25 protein-coding genes are annotated in these 23,125 nt (G+C 66.9%); 5 read left to right on the top strand and 20 right to left on the bottom strand.

Going from position 1 to position 23,125, the window contains the following annotated elements:
- Window positions 1-183: 183 nt before the first annotated feature.
- From LCH29_RS37080 to LCH29_RS37070, 3 genes are all read left to right on the top strand, one after another.
- Complete coding sequence (locus LCH29_RS37080) at window positions 184-396, top strand: hypothetical protein (RefSeq protein WP_446466078.1); 213 nt, start codon at window positions 184-186, stop codon at window positions 394-396.
- Between the two features lie 100 nt (window positions 397-496).
- Complete coding sequence (locus tag LCH29_RS37075) at window positions 497-1,771, top strand: hypothetical protein (RefSeq protein ID WP_446466077.1); 1,275 nt, start codon at window positions 497-499, stop codon at window positions 1,769-1,771.
- Window positions 1,772-1,971: 200 nt separating this feature from the next.
- Window positions 1,972-2,454, top strand: a complete 483-nt coding sequence (locus LCH29_RS37070) for a hypothetical protein (protein WP_446466076.1) — start codon at window positions 1,972-1,974, stop codon at window positions 2,452-2,454.
- A 295-nt stretch (window positions 2,455-2,749) separates the two neighbouring features.
- Here the strand turns inward: LCH29_RS37070 and LCH29_RS37065 are convergent, their stop codons facing one another.
- The 8 genes from LCH29_RS37065 to LCH29_RS37030 form a co-directional block, all read right to left on the bottom strand.
- Window positions 2,750-3,637 (bottom strand): hypothetical protein, encoded by an 888-nt coding sequence (locus LCH29_RS37065; protein ID WP_446466075.1) that lies wholly within the window; start codon window positions 3,635-3,637, stop codon window positions 2,750-2,752.
- 52 nt (window positions 3,638-3,689) lie between these two features.
- Window positions 3,690-4,049 carry a hypothetical protein gene (locus tag LCH29_RS37060; protein WP_446466074.1) on the bottom strand — a complete coding sequence of 120 codons (360 nt, stop codon included), beginning with the start codon at window positions 4,047-4,049 and terminating at the stop codon, window positions 3,690-3,692.
- 223 nt (window positions 4,050-4,272) lie between these two features.
- Window positions 4,273-4,917 (bottom strand): hypothetical protein, encoded by a 645-nt coding sequence (locus LCH29_RS37055; protein ID WP_446466073.1) that lies wholly within the window; start codon window positions 4,915-4,917, stop codon window positions 4,273-4,275.
- Window positions 4,918-5,199: 282 nt separating this feature from the next.
- On the bottom strand, window positions 5,200-6,204 hold the full coding sequence (locus LCH29_RS37050) for a DUF4007 family protein (RefSeq protein ID WP_446466072.1): 1,005 nt from the start codon (window positions 6,202-6,204) through the stop codon (window positions 5,200-5,202).
- Between the two features lie 178 nt (window positions 6,205-6,382).
- Window positions 6,383-7,330 (bottom strand): AAA family ATPase, encoded by a 948-nt coding sequence (locus LCH29_RS37045; protein WP_446466071.1) that lies wholly within the window; start codon window positions 7,328-7,330, stop codon window positions 6,383-6,385.
- A 15-nt stretch (window positions 7,331-7,345) separates the two neighbouring features.
- The gene (gene ssb / locus LCH29_RS37040) at window positions 7,346-7,891 is read right to left on the bottom strand and encodes a single-stranded DNA-binding protein (RefSeq protein ID WP_446466070.1); all 546 of its coding nucleotides are present in this window, start codon (window positions 7,889-7,891) and stop codon (window positions 7,346-7,348) included.
- A gap of 177 nt (window positions 7,892-8,068) precedes the next feature.
- Window positions 8,069-8,539, bottom strand: coding sequence for a hypothetical protein (locus LCH29_RS37035; RefSeq protein ID WP_446466069.1), 471 nt, complete (start codon window positions 8,537-8,539; stop codon window positions 8,069-8,071).
- 264 nt (window positions 8,540-8,803) lie between these two features.
- Entirely contained in the window at window positions 8,804-9,391 is a 588-nt protein-coding gene (locus LCH29_RS37030) for an N-6 DNA methylase (RefSeq protein ID WP_446466068.1), read from the bottom strand.
- A gap of 168 nt (window positions 9,392-9,559) precedes the next feature.
- On the opposite strand from LCH29_RS37030, the gene istA reads away from it, so the two are divergent.
- On the top strand, window positions 9,560-11,194 hold the full coding sequence (istA, locus tag LCH29_RS37025; RefSeq protein ID WP_446466105.1) for an IS21 family transposase: 1,635 nt from the start codon (window positions 9,560-9,562) through the stop codon (window positions 11,192-11,194).
- Complete coding sequence (gene istB, locus LCH29_RS37020) at window positions 11,191-11,988, top strand: IS21-like element helper ATPase IstB (RefSeq protein WP_446466067.1); 798 nt, start codon at window positions 11,191-11,193, stop codon at window positions 11,986-11,988. Before istA ends, istB begins: the two co-directional genes overlap by 4 nt.
- A gap of 11 nt (window positions 11,989-11,999) precedes the next feature.
- Here the strand turns inward: istB and LCH29_RS37015 are convergent, their stop codons facing one another.
- From LCH29_RS37015 to LCH29_RS36960, 12 genes are all read right to left on the bottom strand, one after another.
- Window positions 12,000-12,392, bottom strand: a complete 393-nt coding sequence (locus tag LCH29_RS37015; RefSeq protein WP_446466066.1) for a nuclear transport factor 2 family protein — start codon at window positions 12,390-12,392, stop codon at window positions 12,000-12,002.
- A 244-nt stretch (window positions 12,393-12,636) separates the two neighbouring features.
- Entirely contained in the window at window positions 12,637-12,960 is a 324-nt protein-coding gene (locus LCH29_RS37010) for a hypothetical protein (RefSeq protein WP_446466065.1), read from the bottom strand.
- A 459-nt stretch (window positions 12,961-13,419) separates the two neighbouring features.
- Window positions 13,420-14,991 carry a ParB/RepB/Spo0J family partition protein gene (locus tag LCH29_RS37005; protein ID WP_446466064.1) on the bottom strand — a complete coding sequence of 524 codons (1,572 nt, stop codon included), beginning with the start codon at window positions 14,989-14,991 and terminating at the stop codon, window positions 13,420-13,422.
- 42 nt (window positions 14,992-15,033) lie between these two features.
- A complete protein-coding gene (locus LCH29_RS37000; RefSeq protein ID WP_446466063.1) occupies window positions 15,034-15,351 on the bottom strand; it encodes a hypothetical protein in 318 nt (105 codons plus the stop codon).
- Between the two features lie 412 nt (window positions 15,352-15,763).
- On the bottom strand, window positions 15,764-16,294 hold the full coding sequence (locus LCH29_RS36995) for a hypothetical protein (protein WP_446466062.1): 531 nt from the start codon (window positions 16,292-16,294) through the stop codon (window positions 15,764-15,766).
- Window positions 16,295-16,391: 97 nt separating this feature from the next.
- The gene (locus LCH29_RS36990) at window positions 16,392-16,757 is read right to left on the bottom strand and encodes a DUF3846 domain-containing protein (RefSeq protein ID WP_446466061.1); all 366 of its coding nucleotides are present in this window, start codon (window positions 16,755-16,757) and stop codon (window positions 16,392-16,394) included.
- Window positions 16,758-16,919: 162 nt separating this feature from the next.
- Window positions 16,920-17,429 (bottom strand): hypothetical protein, encoded by a 510-nt coding sequence (locus LCH29_RS36985; protein ID WP_446466060.1) that lies wholly within the window; start codon window positions 17,427-17,429, stop codon window positions 16,920-16,922.
- A gap of 125 nt (window positions 17,430-17,554) precedes the next feature.
- A complete protein-coding gene (locus LCH29_RS36980) occupies window positions 17,555-18,193 on the bottom strand; it encodes a hypothetical protein (RefSeq protein WP_446466059.1) in 639 nt (212 codons plus the stop codon).
- 193 nt (window positions 18,194-18,386) lie between these two features.
- Window positions 18,387-18,851, bottom strand: a complete 465-nt coding sequence (locus LCH29_RS36975) for a hypothetical protein (RefSeq protein WP_446466058.1) — start codon at window positions 18,849-18,851, stop codon at window positions 18,387-18,389.
- Window positions 18,852-19,206: 355 nt separating this feature from the next.
- Window positions 19,207-20,307, bottom strand: coding sequence for a DUF932 domain-containing protein (locus LCH29_RS36970; RefSeq protein ID WP_446466057.1), 1,101 nt, complete (start codon window positions 20,305-20,307; stop codon window positions 19,207-19,209).
- Window positions 20,308-20,601: 294 nt separating this feature from the next.
- Window positions 20,602-20,994 (bottom strand): hypothetical protein, encoded by a 393-nt coding sequence (locus LCH29_RS36965; protein WP_446466056.1) that lies wholly within the window; start codon window positions 20,992-20,994, stop codon window positions 20,602-20,604.
- A gap of 85 nt (window positions 20,995-21,079) precedes the next feature.
- Entirely contained in the window at window positions 21,080-21,574 is a 495-nt protein-coding gene (locus tag LCH29_RS36960; protein WP_446466055.1) for a hypothetical protein, read from the bottom strand.
- Window positions 21,575-23,125: the final 1,551 nt, after the last annotated feature.

The raw sequence follows: 23,125 nt of genomic DNA, 5'->3' as shown, positions 1-23,125 counted from the left end.
CGCGGTCACCGGATGTGGTGAGCGTTCCGGTCACAGCACCCGGGTCTGCTGATCACCAAGCAGAACCCGTCCCCGAGGAGGAGCCCGATGCTCTGGCGCCGTCCCCTACTTGGCCGCCGCTCCAGCGCGCCCGCAGCGCCCGCGGTCGACTGCACCTCGCGTACTACGCCACCGGCGCCGTCCGTGCTGATCAACGAATTGCTGGCTGTCAGCTCGCACACCCGCAACATCGGAACCTGGCTCGCGGCGCGCGAGACTCACCCGGAGGAGTACCTGAGGCTCGCGCGCAGCGTGGTCGCGGACCTGGCGTGCGGCTGGGAGCTCCAAAGCGGAGGCGGACGGCCCGAAGACCTGCTGACCGAAGCCCTCACCCGCGCTCACGGGAACGACGCGTGACCCGCTGGTCCACCGTCGGCCCGGCACAGCACCGTGCCGGGACCACGGCCTGCCCGCCCCCGGTACTCCGCGCACTCCGCACGAACTGCGACGGCCGGACGTGAGCGGAGTCGACGCCGCCGCCTATGTCATGCGGCTGCGGCTTCCCACACCGGCCCACAAGCTCGTCCTCCTCGCCATCGCCACCAGGTGCGACCAGCACTACTCCGCGTTCCCCAGCCGAGCGCTGATCGCGGGCGAAGCGCTGGTGAGCGAGGAACGCGCCAAGACCCTGCTCCGGGATCTGCGGCGTGAGGGCTACCTGTCCGCCCGGCAGCGCTACCGCGGCAACGGCTCGAAGACCAGCAACAGGTTCTTCGTCCACGGGCCATGGGACCAGTGGGGCGGCACCAACGCCCCTTTCAGCGAGATCGACCACTACCAGGACCACGACGACCGGTACGCAGCTGTCCGCGACGGCGACTTCATTCCGCGCCCCGCTTCGAGGCCGGACCGGCCCGCGGGGGCAGGGGTTGCTGACAACCCCTGTCCCGACCAGGGCGGACCCACCGACGGGGGAGGGGGCGCCGACGACCCCTCCCAGGGGTTACCGGTGACACCCTCCCTGGGTGTCACCGGCGCACCCTCCATAACCGGACACAATGAACCCACCGAGGGGAACCGCCTTCCGGACGTCCGAAGGACCAGTGCGGGTGGTAAGGGCTCTTCGGGCATCCGCCGGAAGCAGCAGAAGACCATCACGGCCCGGCCGCGCCGACGGCCCGCGGGATGGGACGAGGTCGCCGCAGCTCTACCCCGCGAGGTTCGGCCCGCACGCCCGAACGGACGCCTCGCCCCCACGCTCGTCCGCGCCATCTGCATCGCCCTCACCGGGGCCCCCGGATCGGAGGCCGGCGCCTGCCCGATCCCGTCCCGCACCCCCGAACAGCTCATCGCCCGTATCAACCGCCGCTGGTACCAAGCCCGCGGACCCGAGCGAGCGGCCGCCGACTACGCCGGCCCGGACCGCATCCGGCGCCCCGTCGGTTACGTCGCTGACCTCCTTACCGCCCATGAGTGTCCCGACCTTTCCTGTGAGGACGGGCTGATCATCGGCACCGACGAGCCGTGCGCTGCCTGCCGGGCCCGCCGTGCCGAAGAGCGGGAGGCCGAGCACGCACGCGCTGCTGTCGAGGAACGTCTCGCCCGGGAGGCCGAGCAGCGGGCCGCCCGTGAGGAGCACGAGGCGGTGGCAGTGCGCGAAGAGCACCGCGTCCGCCAGCAGCTGGCCGCCGCAGGCCACTGGGGCGCCTTCCTCGACCACGAAGTGCAGACGCACATGCGCCGCTGGCGCGACCAGCACCTCGACCGCGAGGGCACGCCCCATGCGCTCTGACACCGCTGGCGCTGCTCGACCTGCCTCCTGCGCCGGCCGGATCACCCACCAGCCCGGTCACGGCACTCGAAATACCGGTCGACAGCCAATCCCCGCTCCGGTGCAGCCGCGCGGCCGCGGGCCGCCGAGTCGCCCCGGCCCGCACCAGCACAGCGACCGCAGACCCGCGAACGCATGAACCTTCGAAGGGGATGATTCACATGAACATGATCCGCAAAGCCATCGTCGCGGCCTCGGCCGCAGCCATGATCGGCGGCACCGTCACCGTCGCAACCGCGCCCAGCGCCAGCGCCACCGACAGGGCCAACCGCTGCGGCTCCAGCTACCACTTCAAGAAGTCGTGGCCCATCAAGAACGTCTGGGGCAGCGACACCGAGGGCCGCACGGTCGGCTACATCGACGTCTACTGGTCCAACGCCACCGGCAAGAACTGCGCCGTCGCCCGACCGAAGAACGGTATCCACAACCCGAACCACATCAAGGCGCGGATCGTCAGGAGCGGAACGGGCAACTGGGACCAGGACGGCTACCGCAGCGGGCAGAACCACAAGAAGTTCGCCGGACCGGTCTACGCGAAGGCCCCGCGCGGCAAGTGCGTCAACATCGAGGGCGGATTCGATTACAACGCGAGCTGGGACCGTGCTGAAGCCTGGGGCTCCTACGAGAAGAAGCACTGCTCGTAATCCACGCTGAAGTACAAAGGAGGGCTGCCGCCTCAAGGGGTGGCAGCCCTCTCGCGGCCGCGGGCGCGAGAGGCCGGCGGAATCGTGATCAGACTGACTCGAGACGGCGGCGCAGCAGAAGGGAAACGATGGCCGGTTCCGGAACGCCTGGGCGCCCGGCGGGGAGGTTGACAGCCTCCCCCCGGCCATCGGCCGACACACTCGGCCCGCCTGGGCCACGAAGTGCCCTGACCGAGTGCCGTACACCGACAGGATAGCCGCTGATGCGAGTCATCCCGCCGGCTCGCTCCCACCGTCAGCCAGTGACGTCGAGCTGGCGGTGCGCTTCGGCCAGAGAGCTCTCCCAGGCGATGACGCTGCCGTGGCCAGGGTGCGTCTGAGCCAGATGCGTGATCGTCACGCTGCCTGGAGTGGAGCCCGCGGCCCGGAGTGCTTCGAGGGCGGCGTTGAGGCGTCGCTCGGCCAGCTCCGCGCTGGAGGGGGCTTCCTGCCGGGCCCGTGCGAGGTCCACGATGCGGGCGCGCTTCCACCGGTAGGTGGTGACCCGCCCCGGGATGACCTCGTCAGGCTCCATGAGCTCGGGGAGGATGCCGCGGGCGATGGCGCGGTTCAGCTGCAGGTGGCTGCTGTAGCCGAGGATCGGCGCCGCTGTTTTGGCATCGATCAGCTCGTCGGGGTCGCCGTCCTCGGGGGGCGGGCTCGTCTTCGGGGTTCCGGTCTTGCTCAGGGGGTTTCCGGGACCGGGGCGGTCGGCGAGCCAGTCCGCGATGGTGTCCACCCGCCACTTTCGGCGCTTGCGCCCGCCAGGGGTCGACTCCACGACGTCCGGGTCCGGGAAGTACCCGGGGGAATCGACGAGCCAGGCCAGCACGGTCGATGTCGACTTGTGCCCGAGGATCTGCTTGGACACCTGCGAGGTTGACAGCAGAGTGTCCCGCGGCTGTGCCAGCAGAGGGTGGTTCGGATTGGCTCGGGACAACTGCTGCTTGGATGCCTGGTAGGTCTCGACGAAGGGCGCGATCGTCCGTCGCTTCCAGCGCCGTTTGCCGTTCTTCTCGTCCGGTTCCGGGCAGTTGGTGGTCGCGCGGTCCCGGTACAGCTCGCTCAGCCGGGAGGGACTGATCCCGAACTCTTCGTGAATCTGGTGGGCGTCCAGAAGCTCATCGCCGGTGGTGTTGCCCATCGTGTCCTCCTGGACTCGTCTCCGGAATGGGGGAGGATGCTCTGCGTGCCGTCTACGGTGCGTCGTTGCGGTGACCGTCGATCAGCCATACGTCGCGCTGCTCGGCCTGGTCGGTCAGGGCCGCGTAGGCCATGGCGGCGGGTGTGCTGGTCCATACGGCGAAGAGGAGTTCCTCGACCGCGTCCTGTCGGTCCGATCCTGCTCGCCAGGGCACGTTTTCCAGGGCACACCAGGCAGCCAGGTCATGGTCGTACAGTCCGGCACAGCGTTCGCGGACGGATCGCCCCGTTGACGCCAGGCCGGCGCAATACAGGTCGTGGCCTTGCTCCAGGGCGATGTGCAGCTGTTCGGTACTGCAGGACAACGCGGTCGCAGCGAGGTCCAGCAGGTCCTGAGTGGTTTCGCTGTCCATCAGACCCTCTTTTCATCGTGAGGCCGGCACCGGCAATGATTTCGATACTAGTTATTTATGTCGGGTGTCGCAAGTCCCCGCCTGAGACGATCTTGAAATCTGCCGACCGGTGATGGATCTCGCCGGGCATGCGTGCGCCCCAGGGCGACCATTTCGGCAGTCGCACTGGGGGGAATCCGGGGGCCCGGCCTCCTGGCTTCTGGCGACGCTGAGGGGGGCGGTCCTACCAGAGGCGTTCGCCCGCACGGCGCCGCGCTTCGGCCCGCGTCGCCCGGAGGCGGCCCTGGAGGTGCTGGCTGTCGTACAGCAGGCGGGTGAGGGGATACACCAGCCATTCGCGGGCCTCGCTCGCCCCCGCTGTGATCAGCTCTGTGCGCCACGCGGAGGCAGGGGCGTTCAGCGCGTCCAGGCCATCCAGGAGCGCGTCGGTCCTGAGGCGGGTTCGGCCCTGCGCCTCGAGTTCCGCGAGCGCGGCGTCGATCGTGTGCACGTGGGGCTGCCGTCCGTACCAGGCGGTGTACGCGCTGGCGGCTGCCCGGTGGACCTCAAGCCATCGGCGGCGCAGCTGTGTCAGGGCCTCGGGGACCTCCTGGTGGGCGTGGCCGAAGTAGAGGGTCGGCTCTCTCGCGCTGTCCCCATTGCTGAATTTCCACAGCAGGACTGCTTGTCGCCCCGCCGTGAGGGCGTCGGCGACGGTCATCGTGACATCAGGGCCGACAACGCCGTGCCATCGACCACTGAACCGCGTGTAGTAGACGGTGGCGACCATCTCCCCGTCCGGGGCCATCACGTCGCGGTTGTCGTGCTCGTCCGGGCCGGCGGCCCGCAGAACGAATCCGTCGGTGCCGGGGATGGTGACGTCGGGCACAGCTGCATCCTCCTCATGGATCGATGACGATCTGTCGGCGACAGGGGGGCGGCGGCCCTAACCACGACCCGGGGCTCAGGGGCCTGGGCGATGCTCTGGTGTCCCACCCGGGTCCAGAGGGTCAGTGGCCGCAGTTGGACTTCGGCCGCGCGGACCGCCCTCGGAGGAAGGGCGAATTCCTGGGGGCTCGGTGATCCGGGGTGAGGGCGTGTGAGCCATGAGGCCTTCTTCCGCGCAGTCGATACCAGATAACTGACGTGGTGTGGAAGCAGGCTTCGCCTGCTATGCGGACTGGATCGTGCGGTACGGGATGTCCTCCCGTTCTGGCTGGACGCCGAGTCGTTGCCGTATGTCCCCGTACCGGCCGTCGAGCACCTCCCAGGCCAGGGCGAGCGGAGGCGCGCTGAAGGTGAGCATCTCCTGGCCGACGCCGTCGTCGACGACATCAAGCTCATGGTGGGTCCGGGCAGTGACCCTCAGAGCCCGGCGCAGCGCTTCCGGCCCGACCCGCATCACGCGGCCAGGGCCGGCGTCGTCGTGCAGCAGTCGGCTCAGCGCCACCTGGCCGGGACGGTCCGGCTGGAGGCGGGCCGCGTAGGCCAGGCAGACGTATGCCAGCACTGCGGCAGGTGCGCTGTTCCCCGCCTGCCGGCTGAGCAGCACTGTCCCGTCCGGGGCGTGGTTCATGAGACCGAGGCCGCTGAAAGGGCGGTCGAAGATGTCCTCGGCGGCGGCCTGCGGCTGCCCGCCCGGGCATGACCTGGTGTACATGCGGAGCATGCAGTTCACGTCCCGCCGGATCACGGCGTCGCTGGTCGGGCGCCATCCTGCGGAGGCGGCCGCGGCCTGTACGCCGTGTATGAGCTGTTCCCGTTCGAGACGGGTCCATGGCGACATGCAGAACGTGTAGTACCAGGCGGGCACCAGACACGGGGGAGAGAGCAACCACCAGTGCAGCAGCCAGAGGCTGGCGTCGTCTTCCAGGTACGGATCGGCGCCTTCGTCCTCCAGCAGCCACCGCGCTCGGTCCGTGGGGATGACGTCTCTGGCATTCCCCGGCCGGTGGCGGAGTTCGTCGGAGAGGCGGAAGGCTGCGGACCAGAATCTCATCGAGGTCACCATGCTCTTGCCGACGCCGAGCCTGACGATGGCGTCGGCGGCTGCGAAGAGGCGGCAGTCCTCCTTCAGGGCGAGGTAGGCCTTGAGCAGCCAGCCGTGCCGGGGTGAGTAGGAACCGTGCCGGGCGTGGAGGGGGACGACGTCCGGCGGAAATGGGGGCACGGGCATGCCGATCTCTCCGGTGCGTGCGGGTTGGCGGGGAGCCGCGACGGTGGTGGGCCTGCAATTAGGAGGGGCGGCGGGAGGACGCTGCGCAGAGGACGGACGGCTCAGTGTGGCGGTCGGCCGACCGTCGCCAGGTTCTTCCCGGGGCCGGGACGGTCTTCCCCCTGCGTGCATCGGATCGTCATGTGCCAGGGCGCGCCTCGCGGTGGTGCTTCAAGATGTGGCCACGCTTGAGGATGAGGGCGTCGAGCGTGGTGGGCTCGCCGTGCAGATCCAGCACCGCCATGGCCCCGGCCCGGCTGGCGAGGGCCTCGGCGCGCAACTGGCCGAGCGAGTCGAACGTGGCTTCCGGATCACGGGCGCGGTCGATGAAGGAGGCTTGCGGCCAGTTGGGGACGCCTTCGGATGCCCACTTCCCGATGGTGTGGCCGAGGTCTTCGCCGGGCTGCTCGAAGACCTCCCCCGCCAGGGACGGGATCCGGCTCTTGCCGAAGCGCACGGTGGCGACCGGGCCGAGGGTGCCAACGGCGTCGAGGTCGTAGTCGAGATCGGAACGTTGCTCGGGCCGGAGGCTGAGGCGGAGGGCGTACTGGCGTCCCTGGACGTCGGTGTCGATGACGGTGTCGGTCCGCGAGTTGAGGGTGAGGATGACGTGACCGGGATAGGCGAAGAGGGCTGCGGTGACGCGTCGGTCCATCGGCCGGTACCTGTTCCACCCGGCATTGGAAGCGCCGTAACCCGAGCGCGTCTCGTCGGTGACCTTGTCCAGCATCCCGCCCGACCCGCTCCAGAACGCGGTGTACCGGTCGATGATCAGCACAGGGTAGGCGCGCATCGCGGCGACAGCCAGGCACTTGAAGAGCCGTTCGGGGTCGAAGTGGGTGAGTTCCAGCGTGTCGAAGGGCACGGTGTCGGCGTACTTCGCGGCGGTGCCGCCGGTGGTGTCGATGACGGCGATGGGGCCGCCGAGCGCGGAGGCGACCAGGAGGGAGGTCAGGGTGCGACCGGACCCTGACGGTCCTTCGAAGGCGATGCGGACGGGGCGGGACTCCTTGACGGCGGGCTGGAACTCCGAAGGCTGCGGAAGGATGGTCTCGGGCTGGGGGAAGGGGCGGTCGTCGCTGGACATGGAGCGCTCCAGGGATCAGGTGATACGGAAGGCGGAGGGGTCGGCGACGGCTCGGGAGGCCGTGGCGGTGAACGCGGCCCATCCGGTCACCGGCCGTCGGCGGTTCGCGGTCTGCTGGCTGCTGAGACCGCGCGCTCGGGCGGGGGCTTCTGGCGAGTCGGGTGGTGTGGGAGGCGTACTGCTCGCCAGCGCGGGCGGAAGGCTCTGCTCGGAGTAGGCGATCCGGTGGCGCAGGCTGAGCCCGACGTCGTCGGCATCCAAGTCGAAGACGGTACGGCGCACGCCCTGGGTGTCGGTGTAGGTGCGCTGGCGCAGACGGCCCTGCACGATGACGCGCATGCCGCGCACGAGGGATTCGCAGACGTGCTCGGCGACGCCGCGCCAGACCGTGCAGGTGAGGAACAACGGCTCTCCGTCGGTCCACCGCCCCGCGCTGCGGTCGTAGACACGCGGGGTGGAGGCGACGCGGAATCGGGCGACGGCCGTACCGGCGTCGGTGAAGCGTATCTCCGGGTCCGCGACCAGATTGCCGGTGACCGTGACGGTGGTCTCGCCCGTCATCGTGATGTCCGTGAGGGCTGGAACCGGGCGGGCGCGGGGGGAGCTGCATGGGCTGGTGTCAGGAAGGCGGGGATGGACATCGGCACGAATCACTCCTGCACACACGGAAATCGTTAATTCGATACTAGGTATAAAACCGCTGTGGTGCAACCGGGCCCCGATCGCACTGCGGACCGCTCACGACCGCTCAGCCACCTCGGCGGACTCCGAAGGATCTTGAGGGAGTTCGGCAGCGCGAACGAGGTCCAGACCGTAGATGAACACCCCGTCCTCCTGGACGGCCCTGATCGTGCACAGGGGTCTCCAACCGCCGAAGTTCCAAGCGCCCAGTTCGTCGGCCCACTCGCCCATGCCGTACGTGTCGCCCACGTCATTGAGGTCTCGGCACTCTCCGGCATGCGTCCAATACCGGCCGGAGACCGCCACGCTCCCGGAGGGGAAGAAAGCCAGCTCCAGCCACCGGGCGTCGAACGGGCCCTGGAAGGTTGAACCGGTCAGGATGTCGCACACGGCAGCAGCAAGATGAGTACACATGACGCGGGCCAGCCGGTTGGGCGCCGCGGTGCGAGTGCGGTACGCAGCCAGACGTGCGTGGTACAAGGCGGATGCCTCGGGGAGGGCGGACGAGGTGAAGGATGAGTCGTTCATGCGGCTCGCTGCTCCTTGTGCGGACGAACGGATCGAGGGGGAAGAGAGCGTCCATCGACGGCGGGTACTTCACCGGATGCGGCGCGCTGTGTTGGCGAAGGCCAAGGCGCCTGAGGGGCGAGGGCGTGACGAGCGGGCTCTGCGTCCCGGCACATCGCGGTGACCGCCCCGAGAGCCAGCCGCTCCGTGAGGTCCGCGGGGTGCCGACTCCGGGCCCAGCCCGGCGGGCCCGGCCCGGAGGCAGGGCGGCCGCGACAGCGCTCGTCATGCCGTCCCTGGGCCAAGGGCGTCGGGCAGCAGCCTCTGGAACGCGGCTACGGGCTCTGCTGCGCCCAGGAGCGCAGTACGACGTGCGAATGCCGCCGCACGCTCCTCCAGTGCCTGAGAGCGAGGATCCGGCTGCTCGAGGATGTCGACGCAGGAGACGAGCACCCGTGGGCCGAGCTGCCAGATGAACGCGTTCACAGCGCAGCATGCTGCGGCGATCGGGTCGACGTCGTTCAGCGACCATCCGAAATCGGCGGGATCGCGGCCGGTGTCCCGCAGGCGCTGAGCGGCGGCGCGGAAGAGACCGCCGGTGCCGGCCGCAGGGTCGTCGAACCACTGCCTGGGCTCATCCGGCAGCGTCAGACGAGCCATCAGCGCAGCGGCGTCCGGCGGAGTATGCGCCTCACCGATCGCCTTGCCTGCTCGGCCGGATCGCAGCTCCGTCAGAAGGACGCTGAAGACATCGGCCCGCGAGCGCTGGTACGGATCCGCGCCCCCGGTCACCTCGAGGAGGCCCGCTCGCAGAGCTGCCTGGGTGACCGCATGGACAGCGTCGAGACGTTTCGGTCCGAGCTCCTCCTCCAACCACGAGTGAAGCGTGGCTTTATCGAGCAGTAGTGACGTCACTTGTCGATGAGTTTGGGAGGCGCCCCGGATCACGAACGAGTGGTGTTGACGAGTTTGGGAGGCACCGGGTCTCTTGCCAGGGCAGCATCGGGATGCTCCTGGTGAAAGGTGCTGGTCATGCCGCCGATGTCGAAGGTCGAGCTGTACGCGGCGATTCGGCGTGACCATCGCGGCGGCATGTCGATGCGCGAGCTTGAGCGCAAGCACGGCGTGACGTGGCGGACGGTGCGGAAGGCGTTGGACTCGGCCTGGCCGGAGCCGCGCAAGAAGCTCCCGCCCCGGGCGAGTGCCCTGGATCCGTTCAAGCCGGTGATCGACGAGATCCTGCGGTCGGATCTGGACGCGCCGCGCAAGCAGCGTCACACGGTCACACGGATCTTTCACCGGCTGGTCGAGGAGCACGAGGCGGACGTCTCCTACGGGATGGTCCGCTACTACGTCGCCGGCCGGAAGCCGGAGATCTTGGTCGAGTCCGGCAAGGCGCCGCTGGAGGCGTTCGTCCCGCAGACCCACCAGCCAGGCCATGAGGCGGAAGTCGACTTCGGTGACGTGACTGTGCGGCTCGCCGGAGAGCTGGTGACCTGCTATCTGTTCTCCTTCCGCCTGTCGTATTCGGGCAAGGCCGTCCACCGCGTGTTCGCCTCGGCCGGCCAAGAAGCCTTCTTCGAAGGCCACGTCCACGCGCTGCGGACGCTGGGTGGTGTCCCGCGGAGCAAGGTCCGCTACGACAACCTCAAGGCTGCCGTCGCCCGGGTGCTGGGGCTGAACCGGGCCAGGGTGGAAACGGACCGGTGGATCGCGTTCAAGTCGCACTATGGCATCGAGAGTTTCTACTGCCGGCCCGGCATCGAAGGGGCCCACGAGAAGGGCGGAGTCGAAGGCCAGATCGGCTACTTTCGCCGCAACCACTTCGTTCCCGTTCCTGAGGTCTCCTCGCTTGCCGAGCTGAACGAGATGGTTGACCAGTGGGACCGGCAGGACGGCGCCCGCCGGATCGGGTCCAGGCCCAAGACGGTCGCGGACTACTTCGCAATCGAACAGCCACTGCTGCTGCCGTTGCCCGACGAGCCGTTCGAGACTGGGCGGATGTTCACACCACGAGTCGACCGCTACAGCCAGATCCCTGTCCGCACCAACCGCTACTCGGTGCCGACCCGCCTGATCGGCAAACGCGTCCGGGTCGTTCTGCACGCTTCTCACCTGGTGGTTTACGACAGGAACGTGGAAGTGGCACGACATGAGCGGCTGATCGCCAAGGGCGCCGTCCGCCTGGATCTGGACCACTACCTGGAGGCCCTGGTCCGCAAGCCCGGTGCCTTCCCTGGCTCCACCGCCCTCGAACAGGCCCGCTCCGCAGGGAAGTTCACACCGATCCATGACGCCTGGTGGAACCAGGCCAAGAAGATCCACGGCGAGCGGGACGGCACCCGGGCCCTGATCGAGGTGCTACTGCTGAGCCGTCACCTGCCCCACGAGCATGTCGTCGCCGGTCTGGCCGCGGCCCTGAGGGCCGGGGCCATGACCGCGGATGCTGTCGCGCTGGAGGCCCGAAAGGCCGCCCAGGCAGAGACCGAACCCGGCCCCGCAGCAGGCCAGCTGGTTCCCGGCAAGCCACCGGCGACAGTGACATCCCTGCACGAGTGGCGCCTCGCCCACCTTCCGCCGGACACCAGGCCGCTGCCCTCGGTGACCCCCTACGACCAGTTGCTCCGATACCGCCGCGACAGCAGCGGTGACCACCGTGAGGGAGAAGCGCAATGACCCTGCCCCGCCAGCGAGGCTTGACCGAACAGGCCGCCGATGCCGCCATCGACAGTGCTTGCCGCATGCTGCGGCTGCCGTCGATCCGCAAGGAGTTCCCCGACATCGCCGAGCGGGCGCTGAAGGAGCAGATGAGCTACCGCGGCTTCCTCGCCGAACTGATGATGGCCGAATGCGACGACCGGGCCCGCCGCCGCTCGGAGAGGCGGATCAAGGCAGCGAACTTCCCGCGGGAGAAGTCCCTTCGGGCGTTCGACTTCGACGCGAACCCCAACATCGACGCGGCCACCGTCCACACCCTCGCCAGCTGCGAATGGATCAAGAACGGCCAGCCGCTCTGCCTGATCGGTGACTCCGGCACCGGCAAGTCACACATGCTGATCGCTCTGGGCACCGAGGCGGCGATGAAGGGCTACCGGGTCCGCTACACACTGGCCACGAAGCTGGTAAACGAGCTGGTCGAGGCGGCCGACGAGAAGCAGCTGAACAAGACCATCGCCCGCTACGGGCGTGTTGATCTTTTGTGCATCGATGAGCTCGGCTACATGGAACTCGACCGGCACGGCGCCGAACTCCTCTTCCAGGTCCTGACCGAACGCGAGGAGAAGAACAGCGTCGCCATCGCCTCCAACGAGTCGTTCGGAGGCTGGACGAAGACGTTCACGGACCCGCGGCTCTGCGCCGCCATTGTCGACCGGCTCACCTTCAACGGCACCATCATCGAGACCGGCACCGACTCCTACCGCCTCGCCAGCACCCGAGCACGAGCCGAAGAACCCGCCAAGAGGGGATGAGCGCCAGGGATTCAGAGGTCTTGAACCACGGTTCCTTGGTGGTAGAGAACCGTCCAGCCGTCGGCACCCTGCTGCCAGATCGTTGCCCGCCGTGTTCTCCGTCCGTTGAGGACCAATGTGTACGTCAGCAGATAGACAGCCGCGGCCAGTTCCTGGCAGTGAAAGTCGGAGGTCTCCCAGTCCTCGGCTAGTGGAGACTTATAGCGTTCCTCCAGGACATCGAGAACGTACTCACGGCTGTAGCGGCGTCCTGACGCGCCTGTCTCCCAGAAGTCCGGGGCTGTCATGACCTCAAAATCAGCCCTGGTCGTTCCGAACGTGGGTCGGTGGAAGAGCGGTTCCCTGCGGACAAGCTCGTCGAGAACACCACGCAGTCGATCTTCGGTCACGAGGTCGGGTTCCATCTTCACTACATAACACGGCCGAACCCGGCACGGCATCCCAATTGGTATCCCATTCCCGGATGGCGACCTGCTCGAACGGTTCAAAGGCGCTGCCCTCTGCCGCTACCTGCTTCGACGGCCAGCCGCCCTGACGGGCGACTGGCCGTTCCGCGTTCGCGGCCGTGTCAGTGCCGTCATTTCTGCTCAACATTCACGAGCCAGTTGATCACCGACCGCCTCCGAAACCCGTCGACAAACGCTGTTCCTAGAGACGAACGAAGCCATGAAGCGGGCGCGCCCAGTGTGCAAGCTCCGGACGGATGATCCACAACAGTGCCCAGACACGCCGGTGGTGTGCGACCAACTCAGACGGAGTGAAGCCCGCAAGATGCTCGGCAACAGCGGCCCCGCGCTCGGGCTGGCGCAGCATGGCGAGCGAGGCCACCACCCCGACCGGGATCTCCAGATTCCCCCTGTCGCGACTGCCGTGCCACGCGCGCGACACTTTCTGCGAGATGTCCGCCACCAGACGCTCCGGCGCCGCGTCCTCGACCGGCGGAGCTGACGGATCCCTGCGGTGGTCAGCCACCGGGGGAGGAGACGATCGTGCTCCGTGGTCGGAGTCGTTGGGATCGGAAGAACAGAACTGAGTCATTGAAACTCCTCAGAGATCGGGCGCGGCTCCGGCCGGTCTTTGCGGGCCGGAGTCGCGCCGACAGCCAGCGACGAAGCGGGGAGGGGACCGCGGCCCGCTCGTGCAACCTGTTGAGCTAGGGACTTCCGCCAGGTCGGCGCGGCTTCCGGCGTTTGCGCGGGTGATAGGGACGCTTGCGGAAGAGATGGAAGCCCCGGCAGCTCGGACAGAACTGGAAGCTGCGCACGGCGGAGCCACGGGCTCTGGCGGCCCCGAGCGCGGCACGGGCTATCGCCCGGTCCGCATAGCGCCTCCGGCCGGAGGGGCACCAGCTGGACATGGAAACTCCACGAGGAAGAGGCCGGGTGCCGGGCGCGGCGGATGGAGGGGTGCCGCGCCCGGCGGTGGCGACGGTCAGGCGGCCTGTGCGGTGGACTCGTCCTGCGAGGGCGGCCAGCTCTGAGTGAGGGCCATGTCCTCGATCTCGGACAGCCGGTATCCCTCGTCACGCAGATGCACCAGGTACGCGGCCTGTAGGCGGTCCAGACGCTGCCACGCCTTCGGCTCGCGCATGCTGTATTCGCACGCGGCGACGACCTGGGCGTAGATCTGGTGCCATCCCCTGGCCTTGCCGTGGCGCTCGACCAGTTCGTCGAACGGCCCCCCGGTGCGACGGCTCGACGCGGCGGGGTCCGCGTTCGGGTCGGGAACGCCGAGGTAGCGGGCGACGGTCTCGGTGTCCTTCTTGTCGCACCACTTCGCCCACTGGTACGGGGAGTTCATCACCACGCGCAGGGCGAACAGCCGCGCGGCGTCGGACAGAGACCTGCCCTGGCAGCGCTTGCGCAAGAACTCCTCCCGCACCGTGCGCGCGGTCTTCCACGCCTTGTTTCCTGCGATCGTGCGCTGCCGCGCCTCCTTCTCTTCCGCGCTCATGGACTGTTTGGGCTTCTTCGCGCCGGGCCGGAGCTTGTGCCCGTACTGAGCGGGGTCCGAGCAGAACCAGACCGGGTGCGACTCCTCGTCAAGGCGAGCGGAATGACCTGCGCAGTGCACGTGCTTCTCCACCGACAGCGGCATGCCCAGATCGGTGCACAGGTCGGTCAGCGGCCGGGAGGTGTCCTTCGTGCCGTAGGAGAAGTGGTCCGGCAGCAACGGAACACCCGCTTCCTCCAGCTCCTTCAGCGACTTCTCCCGCGCGCGGGTCTCGGCCTTGAACTGCTTCAGCCGCGCCAGGGCGTGCTCCCAGTGGCCGCGTCCGTCCTCGCCCTCGGCGTCGTCCTTGGCTTTCGCCTCCTCCAGCGCCCGAGCGGCGCCGTACACGTCCTCGACGTCCGCCAGCTCCGCCATCTGCACCAGGTCGAAGCCCTGGACTGTGGCGCGTTGCAGGGATTCCTCGTCCAGCCGTGCAGCCTGCCGGGCGGCACGGATCTCGGCCCGCTTGATCTTCAGAGCGCGGGCCATCTGCTCACGCTCGGCCTCGGTCATTTCCACCAGCGCCAGCGTCTCGATCGCCCGGACGCGGTCGCGCTGCTTCATCTGCTCCCGGTGGTCGTTCTCGATCAGCGACAGCAGGTGTGTCATCGCGTCACGGTCCACCAGGTCCTCGCGGATGATGGCGGGTATCTCGCGGACGGGCCTGTCCTCGGCCTCCGCCGTCGTGTTGGCGTTCTGGAGTGCCTGGACGCGTCGCCAGCCCTTGAAGGCGCCGTAGGTGCCATCGGGGTTCGGCCGGACGCTGATGGCGTCCTGGACGCCGAGTTCCGCGACCGACGCGATCAGCTTCTCGTCGGGCTCGGTGTCGGTGGTCCTGGCGTTGCAGGCGTCACGGACGATCTGAGACGGATCGAGACGGACGATGCGCTGGTCCGGCTCTTCGGGGATCGGCGGTTCGGCTCCGCTCTTCGGGCTCTGGCTCGAAGCCACAGGTGCGGCGGGCGGCGCGCCTTTCCCGTTGGCGCGCTTGAGTGCTGTGGTGCTGGACAAGGGGATCTCCTGTACGCAGAGCGGCTGGTGACGCGCGTCGGATCACGCGTCGGGGCCGCGGATGATGTGGATGGTCAGGGCGTTCCGGCCGCCTGATGAGGCGGGGGGCCGGTGCGGGGAGAGCAGGAAGTCGAAGGCTTCCCGTACGAGCAGGCAACTGGTGCTGGACGGCTCGTTCTCACCGCACGCGGCGGCAGCGGCACGGATGACGGGGTCGGTCGCCTCGGCAGAGCTGTAGGCCAGTCCGTGCCGCAGCAGGTGGTCGGCTATCCGGAAGACCTTCATGGCGCGATGGGTCGTGCGGTAGCGGTCCCTCGGCCAGCCGGGAGGCATGGGCGCGGGGCGTTCGGCATGGGTCATGAGAACGGATCTCCTCGTTGGGTTGCTGAGAGCGAGTGCTGTTGAAGGTCGCGCCGGTGGCTGCGTGAAGGGGAGCGGCGCGGCTGGGAGGCTGAGGGGGATCTGTGCGCCTCGGCTCCGTCGGACCGGCAGCCTGAGGCTGGGAGCATCGGATCGCGGCTGCGCCTCACGAGTAATTCGATACTAGATGTTTATGTGGGTCGAGGCAAGCCGGTATCTGTCGTGATCAAGGCGGTGATGGTCCATCGGGGCGGCCGGTGGGTATCCCGGCGTGTATCGGGGTGGGCTCGAAGCGCCTGGTCGCGCTCACCGGCACCGGCCCCAAGGCCGGCACGAGCTTCGCGGAGTGACCGGCGGGCCCGGGACTGCCCCGCCCCGGGCCGCCTGCATGAGTCACATGGCGCCAGGGCCCTCATTCACCACGGTGCACGGGGCCGTCGACGGTGTTGACGAACGGGCACTCCGAAGGGGCAGGGGGAAACAGCGCGCCGATGACGGAGCGCGCGCTGTGGGCACGGGCATGGTCAGCGCCGAACTTCCACTCTGCATCCCAGCCCCCGTCGCTGCCGATGACGAAGGCGCGCGGCGCCAGCTGCCAGCAGCGCAGCAGGATCGCGCACACGGCCAGGTCGTACGGCTTGCGAGCGGTCTTGCAGAACGACCACACGAATCCCCGCGTGGCGTACTGACCAGCCCCGTACGGGTCGTGCGCCGGATTCGGCGGCCCTGGCGAGATCACCAGAGATTCGTGATCGAATTGCCCATTCAGGGCGATGCAGCTCTCCGAAGTCTCTGGGCTGCCACGCCCCAGGGGCCCGGTGACGGCAATGCCGAGCGACTGGACGTGCGCGACGATGCGCCGGGCATCGGCCACCATGCGAGGCCACGCATCCTGAAACTCCCTGGTGCTGGGCGCGTACGCGAAGTAGTGGGTGTAACCCATGATTTCTCCCTGGGGATTGGCACGGAGTCCCCGGCGGGGCAGACGTGAAGCCGTGCGGCCTCGCCGGGGCCCGGGAACGGGCTGGTCGCCCTGCGGCCTACAGGTCGGCCAGGGTGTGCAGAAGCGCGGTCACCTGGTCCCGCAGCAGCGGCATCGTGTTGCCCTCGGCATCCGGGCCGCCGGTCAGTAGGACCGGGCCGTGGTAGTCCTGGTAGACAAACCCGAAGCGGCGCGCGAGGACGGTAGCGAAGGGATTGACTGGGTGGTTGAACTGCCCCTCGTCATCGATCCACATGTCCCACCTGTGGGTCAGCGCGACGACGTCGAAGCGGTCGCATCGCAGGGTTGCGCGGAGTACGGCGGCGCGAGCTTCGCGGTCTTCCTCGGTGTGTGCAGTGGGCAGGTCGATCTCGACAAGCTGGCCGTCACCGGTCAGCAGAAACGCGGACGGCGTACGCGACAAGGCTGAAGTTCTCCTCGGGCACGGGAAAGGCGGATTGAGGGCCCGGCGGGCAGGAGCGGCGACATGCAGCGCGGGGGATCGCTGCGCGCTGCTCGACCACCCGCCGGACCCGGGGCGGCCGGGCCACGAAGGGAAGAGACCCGGCCGGTCATGGGGCTGTGATCAGCGCGAGCGATCGACGGTGACGACCGCGTTGTCGGACACCCTGATGTCCCACAGGTCGTTAGGGTCTTCGCCTTGCGCGACGATCACACCGTTGACTTCATGGTCGAAGGTGAAGCGCTCGAACTCCGGTGGATAGGTGCGTCCGCGCACTGGAGCGCGCAGCTCGGCGGCGAGATCGGCATCCGGCTTCAGGAATGTGTCGATCAGGTATTCCATCCACGAGGCCGCGCTGTAGAACTTCTCCCCACCGCTCCACGTCAGCGCCGTGCCGTAATCGTTGGGCACCCATTCACACCACAGTCCGGGCTGCCCGGCGGGGGGTCCGTTGTAGTTCGTGATGTCCTTGTCGAGGCCCTGCCCGAAGGCGCCGGAACCGTCGATGACGTACGGCCCCCGGGTGCGGTCCATGCGGCGCGTGCCGGAGAACGACCGCAGGTAGGCGATCTCATGGGGGTTCAGAGGCGGGCAGATGGTGACCCGGCCGGTGAAAGTAGTGGTGTAGCCCATGGAAGGCTCCTTCGCGTGAATTCGGCGTCGTTGAGGGCGTCACCCCTCAATTATTCGATACTAGGTAAACATGTGGCGGAGGTCGCGTATTCCCCGGCTGCTTCGGCATCGTGCCTCTCGCGGTGTCAGCGCACGAGGAATCCCCCGTGTTTGGCGGCTGTGGCGAGATACTCGATCCACTGTGGCCACCAGCTCGCCTCTTCGATGATCTGCGAGAGCAGCCCAGGGTCTTTCCCCCGGTTCTCTCCGTACGCCGAAAGCGCCGCGCGGATTTCAGCCGGGGTGACGATCCACCCGCCAGGGCTTCCGAGCTTGTGGGCGACTACTCCGTCAGCAGGGACAGGGGCCCACGAGAGATGTGCTTCCATGGCCTCCTGGAAACGACGGACCGCCTCCGGCGCCTCCCCCCGGGCGGGGGAGTCGCAGTACTCGCTGCACTCGTTGAGGCTGATGCCAAACGCCTCTGGATCGGGCCTCTCCGGGGGATGCAAAACCGTCAGCGAGAGCATCCCGAAGTGATGCATGAACGCTCGACACTCCCTCATGGTCCAGTTACCGAACTGGAGATAGGAGGCGTGCACCTCATACATCCGGTCGTACGCCTCGCTGACCCTTTTCTGCGCAGCTCGGTATGCCGGGTCATTGAACGGAAGGAAGAGCGCATCCCGCTCCTCCACGGCTGTGTCGAATGCTTGCCGGGCGGCCTCGTACCTTTCGGCTTCCCCGTCCGGTGTGTGCACCATATGCAGGTCGTAGTGACCCATGAATGAAATCCTTCATGCTTCGGCGGTCCCTTCGGCGTCACCCGAAGTAGTTCGATACTAGGTATAACAGGGGTTGGGGAACGGCTATTCCCCGGCCGCTGCACAGAAACTGACGGTGCCTGTGAAGGACTCGATAGGGCGCGCGCATGGCGCCCAGCGCCCCGGAGCCTCCGGGGCGCTGGGCGAGCGAGGGCTACACCTCTGTAGGGAGAATCGGATACGCGTTTCGGTACTCGACCAACTCCCTCGGATCCTCCGGAAGGCACATCGCGTCGGCCAGGACGGGGGACCCGGACAACTCGCTGCCGGTAAGCGGCTGCAAACCAGTCCGGTTGATCGTCCACCCCCGAATGCCGATCCGAGACTCCCTTTCGGTGCGCATCGCCAACGCGCCGGCGCGTACCGCGAGGCCCCACCCCAACACCTCGGTGAAGTCAGCCATACTCGCCACCTCTGCACTCACGCGCTTCCAGCCGGTGCGGCCCTCGGGAATTACGAAATGCGCGGTTTCGAACAGGGAGGTCCCAACCGGGAGATCCGCCAGGCACATGATGTAATGCGTGCCCTCTCCCGCCTCGCGGATCAGCTCGCACACCGCTCGCAAGGAGGATTCGATAGTGGGCGGCAGCACGCTGCGATTTCTGATGTTGAAGTCCATGACATCCTCAAGTCGATACTAGATGATTCTATGGTTGTGTGTCGCCCCGGTCGGGAGCATCGCGCCTCGACTCTGCACGCGGCGTCTCGTTGGACATCACGGACAATGATCGAGTCGACGGACCCGGCTCAGAGAAGGCGGGGGGAAGGCCCGGCCCTGCCCCTCGCGGGCCTTAAGCACAGGGCCGGGCCTGGAACCCGGTGTGCCGCAGGGGGGGGACATCCGCGGCACACCGGGGGCCACTACCCGCCGGGACCCTTCGAGGACCCAAAGCGGAGTCCGAAGGACCGGACGGGAGCTTGAAATGCTCCAGTGAGCGACGGGGCGGTGCGCCGCCCCGTCGGAGCTGGTGGGGCTACGCTGCGGCAGCCAGCGACATAGCTGTCAGCGCCTGGCCTTGCAGCTCGTATGCCGCATCGCCGTCGCTGAGAGTCTGGGCGGTGGCAGTCACTGCCTGCATCACACCGCCCGCCGTGGCCTGCCCGCCAGCGGTGAAGTGATTCAGGACGGACTCGCGCACGCTGTCGCTGAACTTCAACCGCCTGCTGACGTATTCGATGGTCTCGCTGGGCTTCTCGACCTTCTGCCCCGCCTCGCGCTGGATCTCCGTCAGCTTCCGCTCCACGTAGGCGTGATCCATGAACGTTGCCACAGCATCCCGCGTCTGGGAGGTGATCAGCGAGAGGTTCCTCGTCTGGGTCTCCTCCGAGTACCGGATCACTCCTTCATCCAGCTTGGCGCCCAAATGGGTCTTGCCGAGCGCATCCTTGGTGATGGTCAGCCCGTTGGTGCACACCTGCACGACGATCTGAGGGGTGATGGTGTACCTCCCTGCGCCAACCTCGCTGTTCGCCAGGACGAAACCGGCTGATACGACGGGGAGGTCATCGCCGGTCTGCCCGGTGAAGGGTGAGCGGTACCCCTTCAACAGATCGCGGGCCATCACCTTGACGGCGCTGGATTCCACCCGCACCACCATGCGCCGGTCGGTGAGATCCGCCCCGAGGATCTTGATCGGATGACGGGCCTCCTTGACTCCTTCCAGCGCAGCCGTAAGGACGTCCAGATGGTCAATCACCTTGTAGCTGTCCGAGAGGAAAGCACGCAGCGTGCCGGGCGCTCCCCGGAAACCTCGGAGCAGAAACTTCCGCTCGGGCTCTCTTTCGAGCCAGCCCCTGACGTTGAGGTCGTACAGGTGGGGCGCTTCCGAGTGCATCCGGCGTAGGTAGGGCAGGGGGATGCTCAACTTGGAGGAAATCCCCTCATCCGCCACCGCGTTGGGCCTGTAGACCTGGTCACCAACGACGATGTCCCCCTCTTGGGCCGCAATGGCGCCTCCTGAAGCGACGGTGTCGAGCTTGACCTCCTCCTCGTGCGTGAGGGCCTGGAGCAGCTGCTCATAAGAAGCGTTCCGCTGGGACTCGGGCATGGTGAGCTGTGCGATTTCGTGAGCCACTTGGGGCTCTCCCTTCGTGTTGATCGGCGGGTCGCCCGGCGTCACCCGGGCGGCGTGATTCGATACTAGATGATTATGTGGTGATGGGCAAACCCCTGCTTGTCCAGGCACTTTCGGGCGGCTATGGGTGGGTGAGTGAGGACTACTGCCTTGATCTGCTTTGAGCCGACCTGCGGCACCGCGCACCTGGCCCCACACCGCAGCGGCCGGCGCCCCCGTGCGGGGCTCTGACGGCGCCTGCGGGGCGGGTGCCCCGTCGCTGGGGGGATTGCGACGGGGCACCCTGTCAGGGGGCTACACGATGCCGTACGTGTAGTCCTTGGACACCTCCCCCCACCGCTTCATCCCGTCGACGCGGTGAGGGTGGAACGGCGCCCAATACGTGGGCAGTACCCGCAGGAACTCCCTCGCCTCGTGGGTCTCGATTTCGAGGATCTTTGCGAGGACACGACGGTACAGCTCGATGTCGTCACAGTCGCTCGCCATGATCGCGAACTTCGCGTATGAACCATCGGTGTGGGACGGGTACCCCTCTTCGGCAAGGTGCCGTTCGGAGTGGTACGCGGGGAACACGAACGTAACCTCTACGGTTCCCTCGAACCGTTTGGTGTGGTCCTCGGCGGTGATCGACCAACCGGGCTTGTAGTCGAGTTGATTGATCAACCGCACTGCGGACTGGGTTTCCATCGAAATCGTTTCCCTTCGTGTGTTCGGCGGGCCGCTGGTGTCAATCAGTGGCCTTCGATACTAGATATACCCGGCTCCTGAGTCCTTAAACCTCCCCCCACTCCACGAGTGTCACACTCTCTTCCCGCACTTCGCGGAGTGCGGGAGTACGCTGCGCAAACCTCCTCAACTCGTAGAACGTTTTCACGGGGCCTCCTTCAGAGCGCCGGATGACTCCACTGATGTAGTAGTAGCCGTGGTGGCGCGTCAGAGACCCGTGGTACTGAACCTCGCGATCTATGAGGTCCTCAGATCGGGAATCGCGCATCGCTGCGGACAGATCAGCAGCGGGCAACGCGCGATCGGCTAGAGCTGGGCCCGTGTGCCCCGTTCTCACGCCCGTCACGAAACCTAAGACGAATGCTCGCCTCCGGTCATCGACCTGCCCATCAACGTGCGGAACACCCTTGCGCAGACGATGAGCCTTGATGCGGGCTTTTGCCTTTGAGTAGGCAGATGTGGCCTGCTCCAGTTCATGCGTGGTGGCAGGCTCCGGGTCCTCCTCAGGGGACGCGCTGTCAACTACGCGAGTCTCGCTCATGTCCTTCACTCCTCCCTGGAACTGGTCCGGCCCGTCGAAGCAACGGGCCGGACTGCCACTAGATGAAACGGCGCTCACGAAGGGAGTTGAGAATGTTACCTAGCCTGTAGGCAACAGCCTGCGGGGAGACTTCCCCCCGCTTACCTCCATGAATGGTTCCCACGAATTGGGGGCCAGTTTCTGAAAGGAGCATCAGAACATACGGGGCCCCCTCATTCGGGACTTTCAGAACGAGCGGTCCCGTCGCTGAATGGAACTGAATCCCTGTCAGTTCCGCATCTTCGTTTTCGACGACCTGAGCAGCCTCACGCCACTCCTTCGACGGAAGGAAATTGGCGATCCTGCGGGCGTGCACAGCTTCCGGTGATTTGAGGAATGCCCGACGGGCAATTCCCCCGGATACAGTCAGCTCAACTTTCACGTTGATCCCTTCGTGCTTTCGGCGTATCGCTCGGCGTCACCCGTGCGACTTCGATACTAGATATACCCGTGTGTCAGCGAACCAAACATCTCAACGGTGACGCGCCATCAAGCGCGCAATCCAGTGCACATCCAGAGGCACCCATCTGATGCGGCATCTGTTGCGGCCAGTAGAGGAGCAAGAGGGCAACAGTACAGGTGAGAGTGCCTTTTCGAGAGTGACCACGCGTAGACTTTCCCTCTCAGACCGACCCTCTTAGGAGTGATGAGTTGGGGCGTGGGTGCCTGCTCGGGAAACCACCGGGGGCGCTGCGCTAGCCGACGCTTCCTCAAGACACGACATGGGGCGCACGCTTACAGCGTGCGCCCCATGAAGCTCTCGGCAGTGCCTATAGCGCCAGGATTCTCAGCGCTCCTTATCGAGAATCTTCACGAGAGACTTTGCGACATTCTCCGTTCGACCCTTGCTGCGCCCCTTGCCGTAGCCGTGAATATAGATCATGACTATGACTGTAGCGATGAGAATTAGGCTTCCCATGACTCTCTCCTTCGTGATTTGGCGGTTTCGTCGGCGTCACCCGAGTGATTCGATACTAGGTTCATAGGCCGTGAGGGGTCAATAGACTGTTTGCGCCATTTCGGCGAGCGGATTCACGGGGGTGCCGTATTTTTACAGACTCTACCCGGCATCATGGAGTGATGCATCAGACTCGGCTGGGGTGGACACGAAAGAGGTACAGGGAGTACGGTCGCCCGTGAGCGGCGCCAGGGGCGCCACGAGAGAACTGACGGAAGGGCTGGGCCACTGTCCATCAACACTCACGCTCCATCACCTAGCGGCTGCGGCATACGGGATGACCGCCACCCACCCCGCCCCTCTTCGCAGCCCGCCAATCTTGAACCCTCATGCCACCAAAGCAAGCTGAGGGCATGGGGGCACAGAACACCCGACGCACCCTCCGCCAAATCATTCCCGCACACGCTGAACTGACCTTGTATCAGCCAAAGCGACCGCGATGAATTCCGGAGGAATTCATAAACAATTCCGGAGGAATTGTTTAAACCCCGGAGGGGTTTATCGTCTTTACGCCCCGTAGGGGCGTGCGTCGTTCCTCCGGAGGAGGACGCGCG

Source organism: Streptomyces sp. BRA346 (assembly GCF_052851135.1).
This window is presented reverse-complemented; position numbering and strand designations above follow the sequence as displayed.

Excerpts from the sequence above, each read along its gene's own strand:
- LCH29_RS36965 (WP_446466056.1), bottom strand. The coding sequence starts at position 20,994 with ATGGAAACCCAGTCCGCAGTGCGGTTGATCAATCAACTCGACTACAAG.
- LCH29_RS37070 (WP_446466076.1), top strand. The coding sequence starts at position 1,972 with ATGAACATGATCCGCAAAGCCATCGTCGCGGCCTCGGCCGCAGCCATG.
- LCH29_RS36960 (WP_446466055.1), bottom strand. The coding sequence starts at position 21,574 with ATGAGCGAGACTCGCGTAGTTGACAGCGCGTCCCCTGAGGAGGACCCG.
- LCH29_RS37000 (WP_446466063.1), bottom strand. The coding sequence starts at position 15,351 with ATGACCCATGCCGAACGCCCCGCGCCCATGCCTCCCGGCTGGCCGAGG.
- istA (WP_446466105.1), top strand. The coding sequence starts at position 9,560 with ATGTCGAAGGTCGAGCTGTACGCGGCGATTCGGCGTGACCATCGCGGC.
- istB (WP_446466067.1), top strand. The coding sequence starts at position 11,191 with ATGACCCTGCCCCGCCAGCGAGGCTTGACCGAACAGGCCGCCGATGCC.
- LCH29_RS36975 (WP_446466058.1), bottom strand. The coding sequence starts at position 18,851 with ATGGACTTCAACATCAGAAATCGCAGCGTGCTGCCGCCCACTATCGAA.
- LCH29_RS37060 (WP_446466074.1), bottom strand. The coding sequence starts at position 4,049 with ATGGACAGCGAAACCACTCAGGACCTGCTGGACCTCGCTGCGACCGCG.
- ssb (WP_446466070.1), bottom strand. The coding sequence starts at position 7,891 with ATGACGGGCGAGACCACCGTCACGGTCACCGGCAATCTGGTCGCGGAC.
- LCH29_RS37015 (WP_446466066.1), bottom strand. The coding sequence starts at position 12,392 with ATGGAACCCGACCTCGTGACCGAAGATCGACTGCGTGGTGTTCTCGAC.
- LCH29_RS36995 (WP_446466062.1), bottom strand. The coding sequence starts at position 16,294 with ATGGGTTACACCCACTACTTCGCGTACGCGCCCAGCACCAGGGAGTTT.
- LCH29_RS37065 (WP_446466075.1), bottom strand. The coding sequence starts at position 3,637 with ATGGGCAACACCACCGGCGATGAGCTTCTGGACGCCCACCAGATTCAC.
- LCH29_RS36980 (WP_446466059.1), bottom strand. The coding sequence starts at position 18,193 with ATGGGTCACTACGACCTGCATATGGTGCACACACCGGACGGGGAAGCC.
- LCH29_RS37045 (WP_446466071.1), bottom strand. The coding sequence starts at position 7,330 with ATGTCCAGCGACGACCGCCCCTTCCCCCAGCCCGAGACCATCCTTCCG.
- LCH29_RS37050 (WP_446466072.1), bottom strand. The coding sequence starts at position 6,204 with ATGCCCGTGCCCCCATTTCCGCCGGACGTCGTCCCCCTCCACGCCCGG.
- LCH29_RS36985 (WP_446466060.1), bottom strand. The coding sequence starts at position 17,429 with ATGGGCTACACCACTACTTTCACCGGCCGGGTCACCATCTGCCCGCCT.
- LCH29_RS37035 (WP_446466069.1), bottom strand. The coding sequence starts at position 8,539 with ATGAACGACTCATCCTTCACCTCGTCCGCCCTCCCCGAGGCATCCGCC.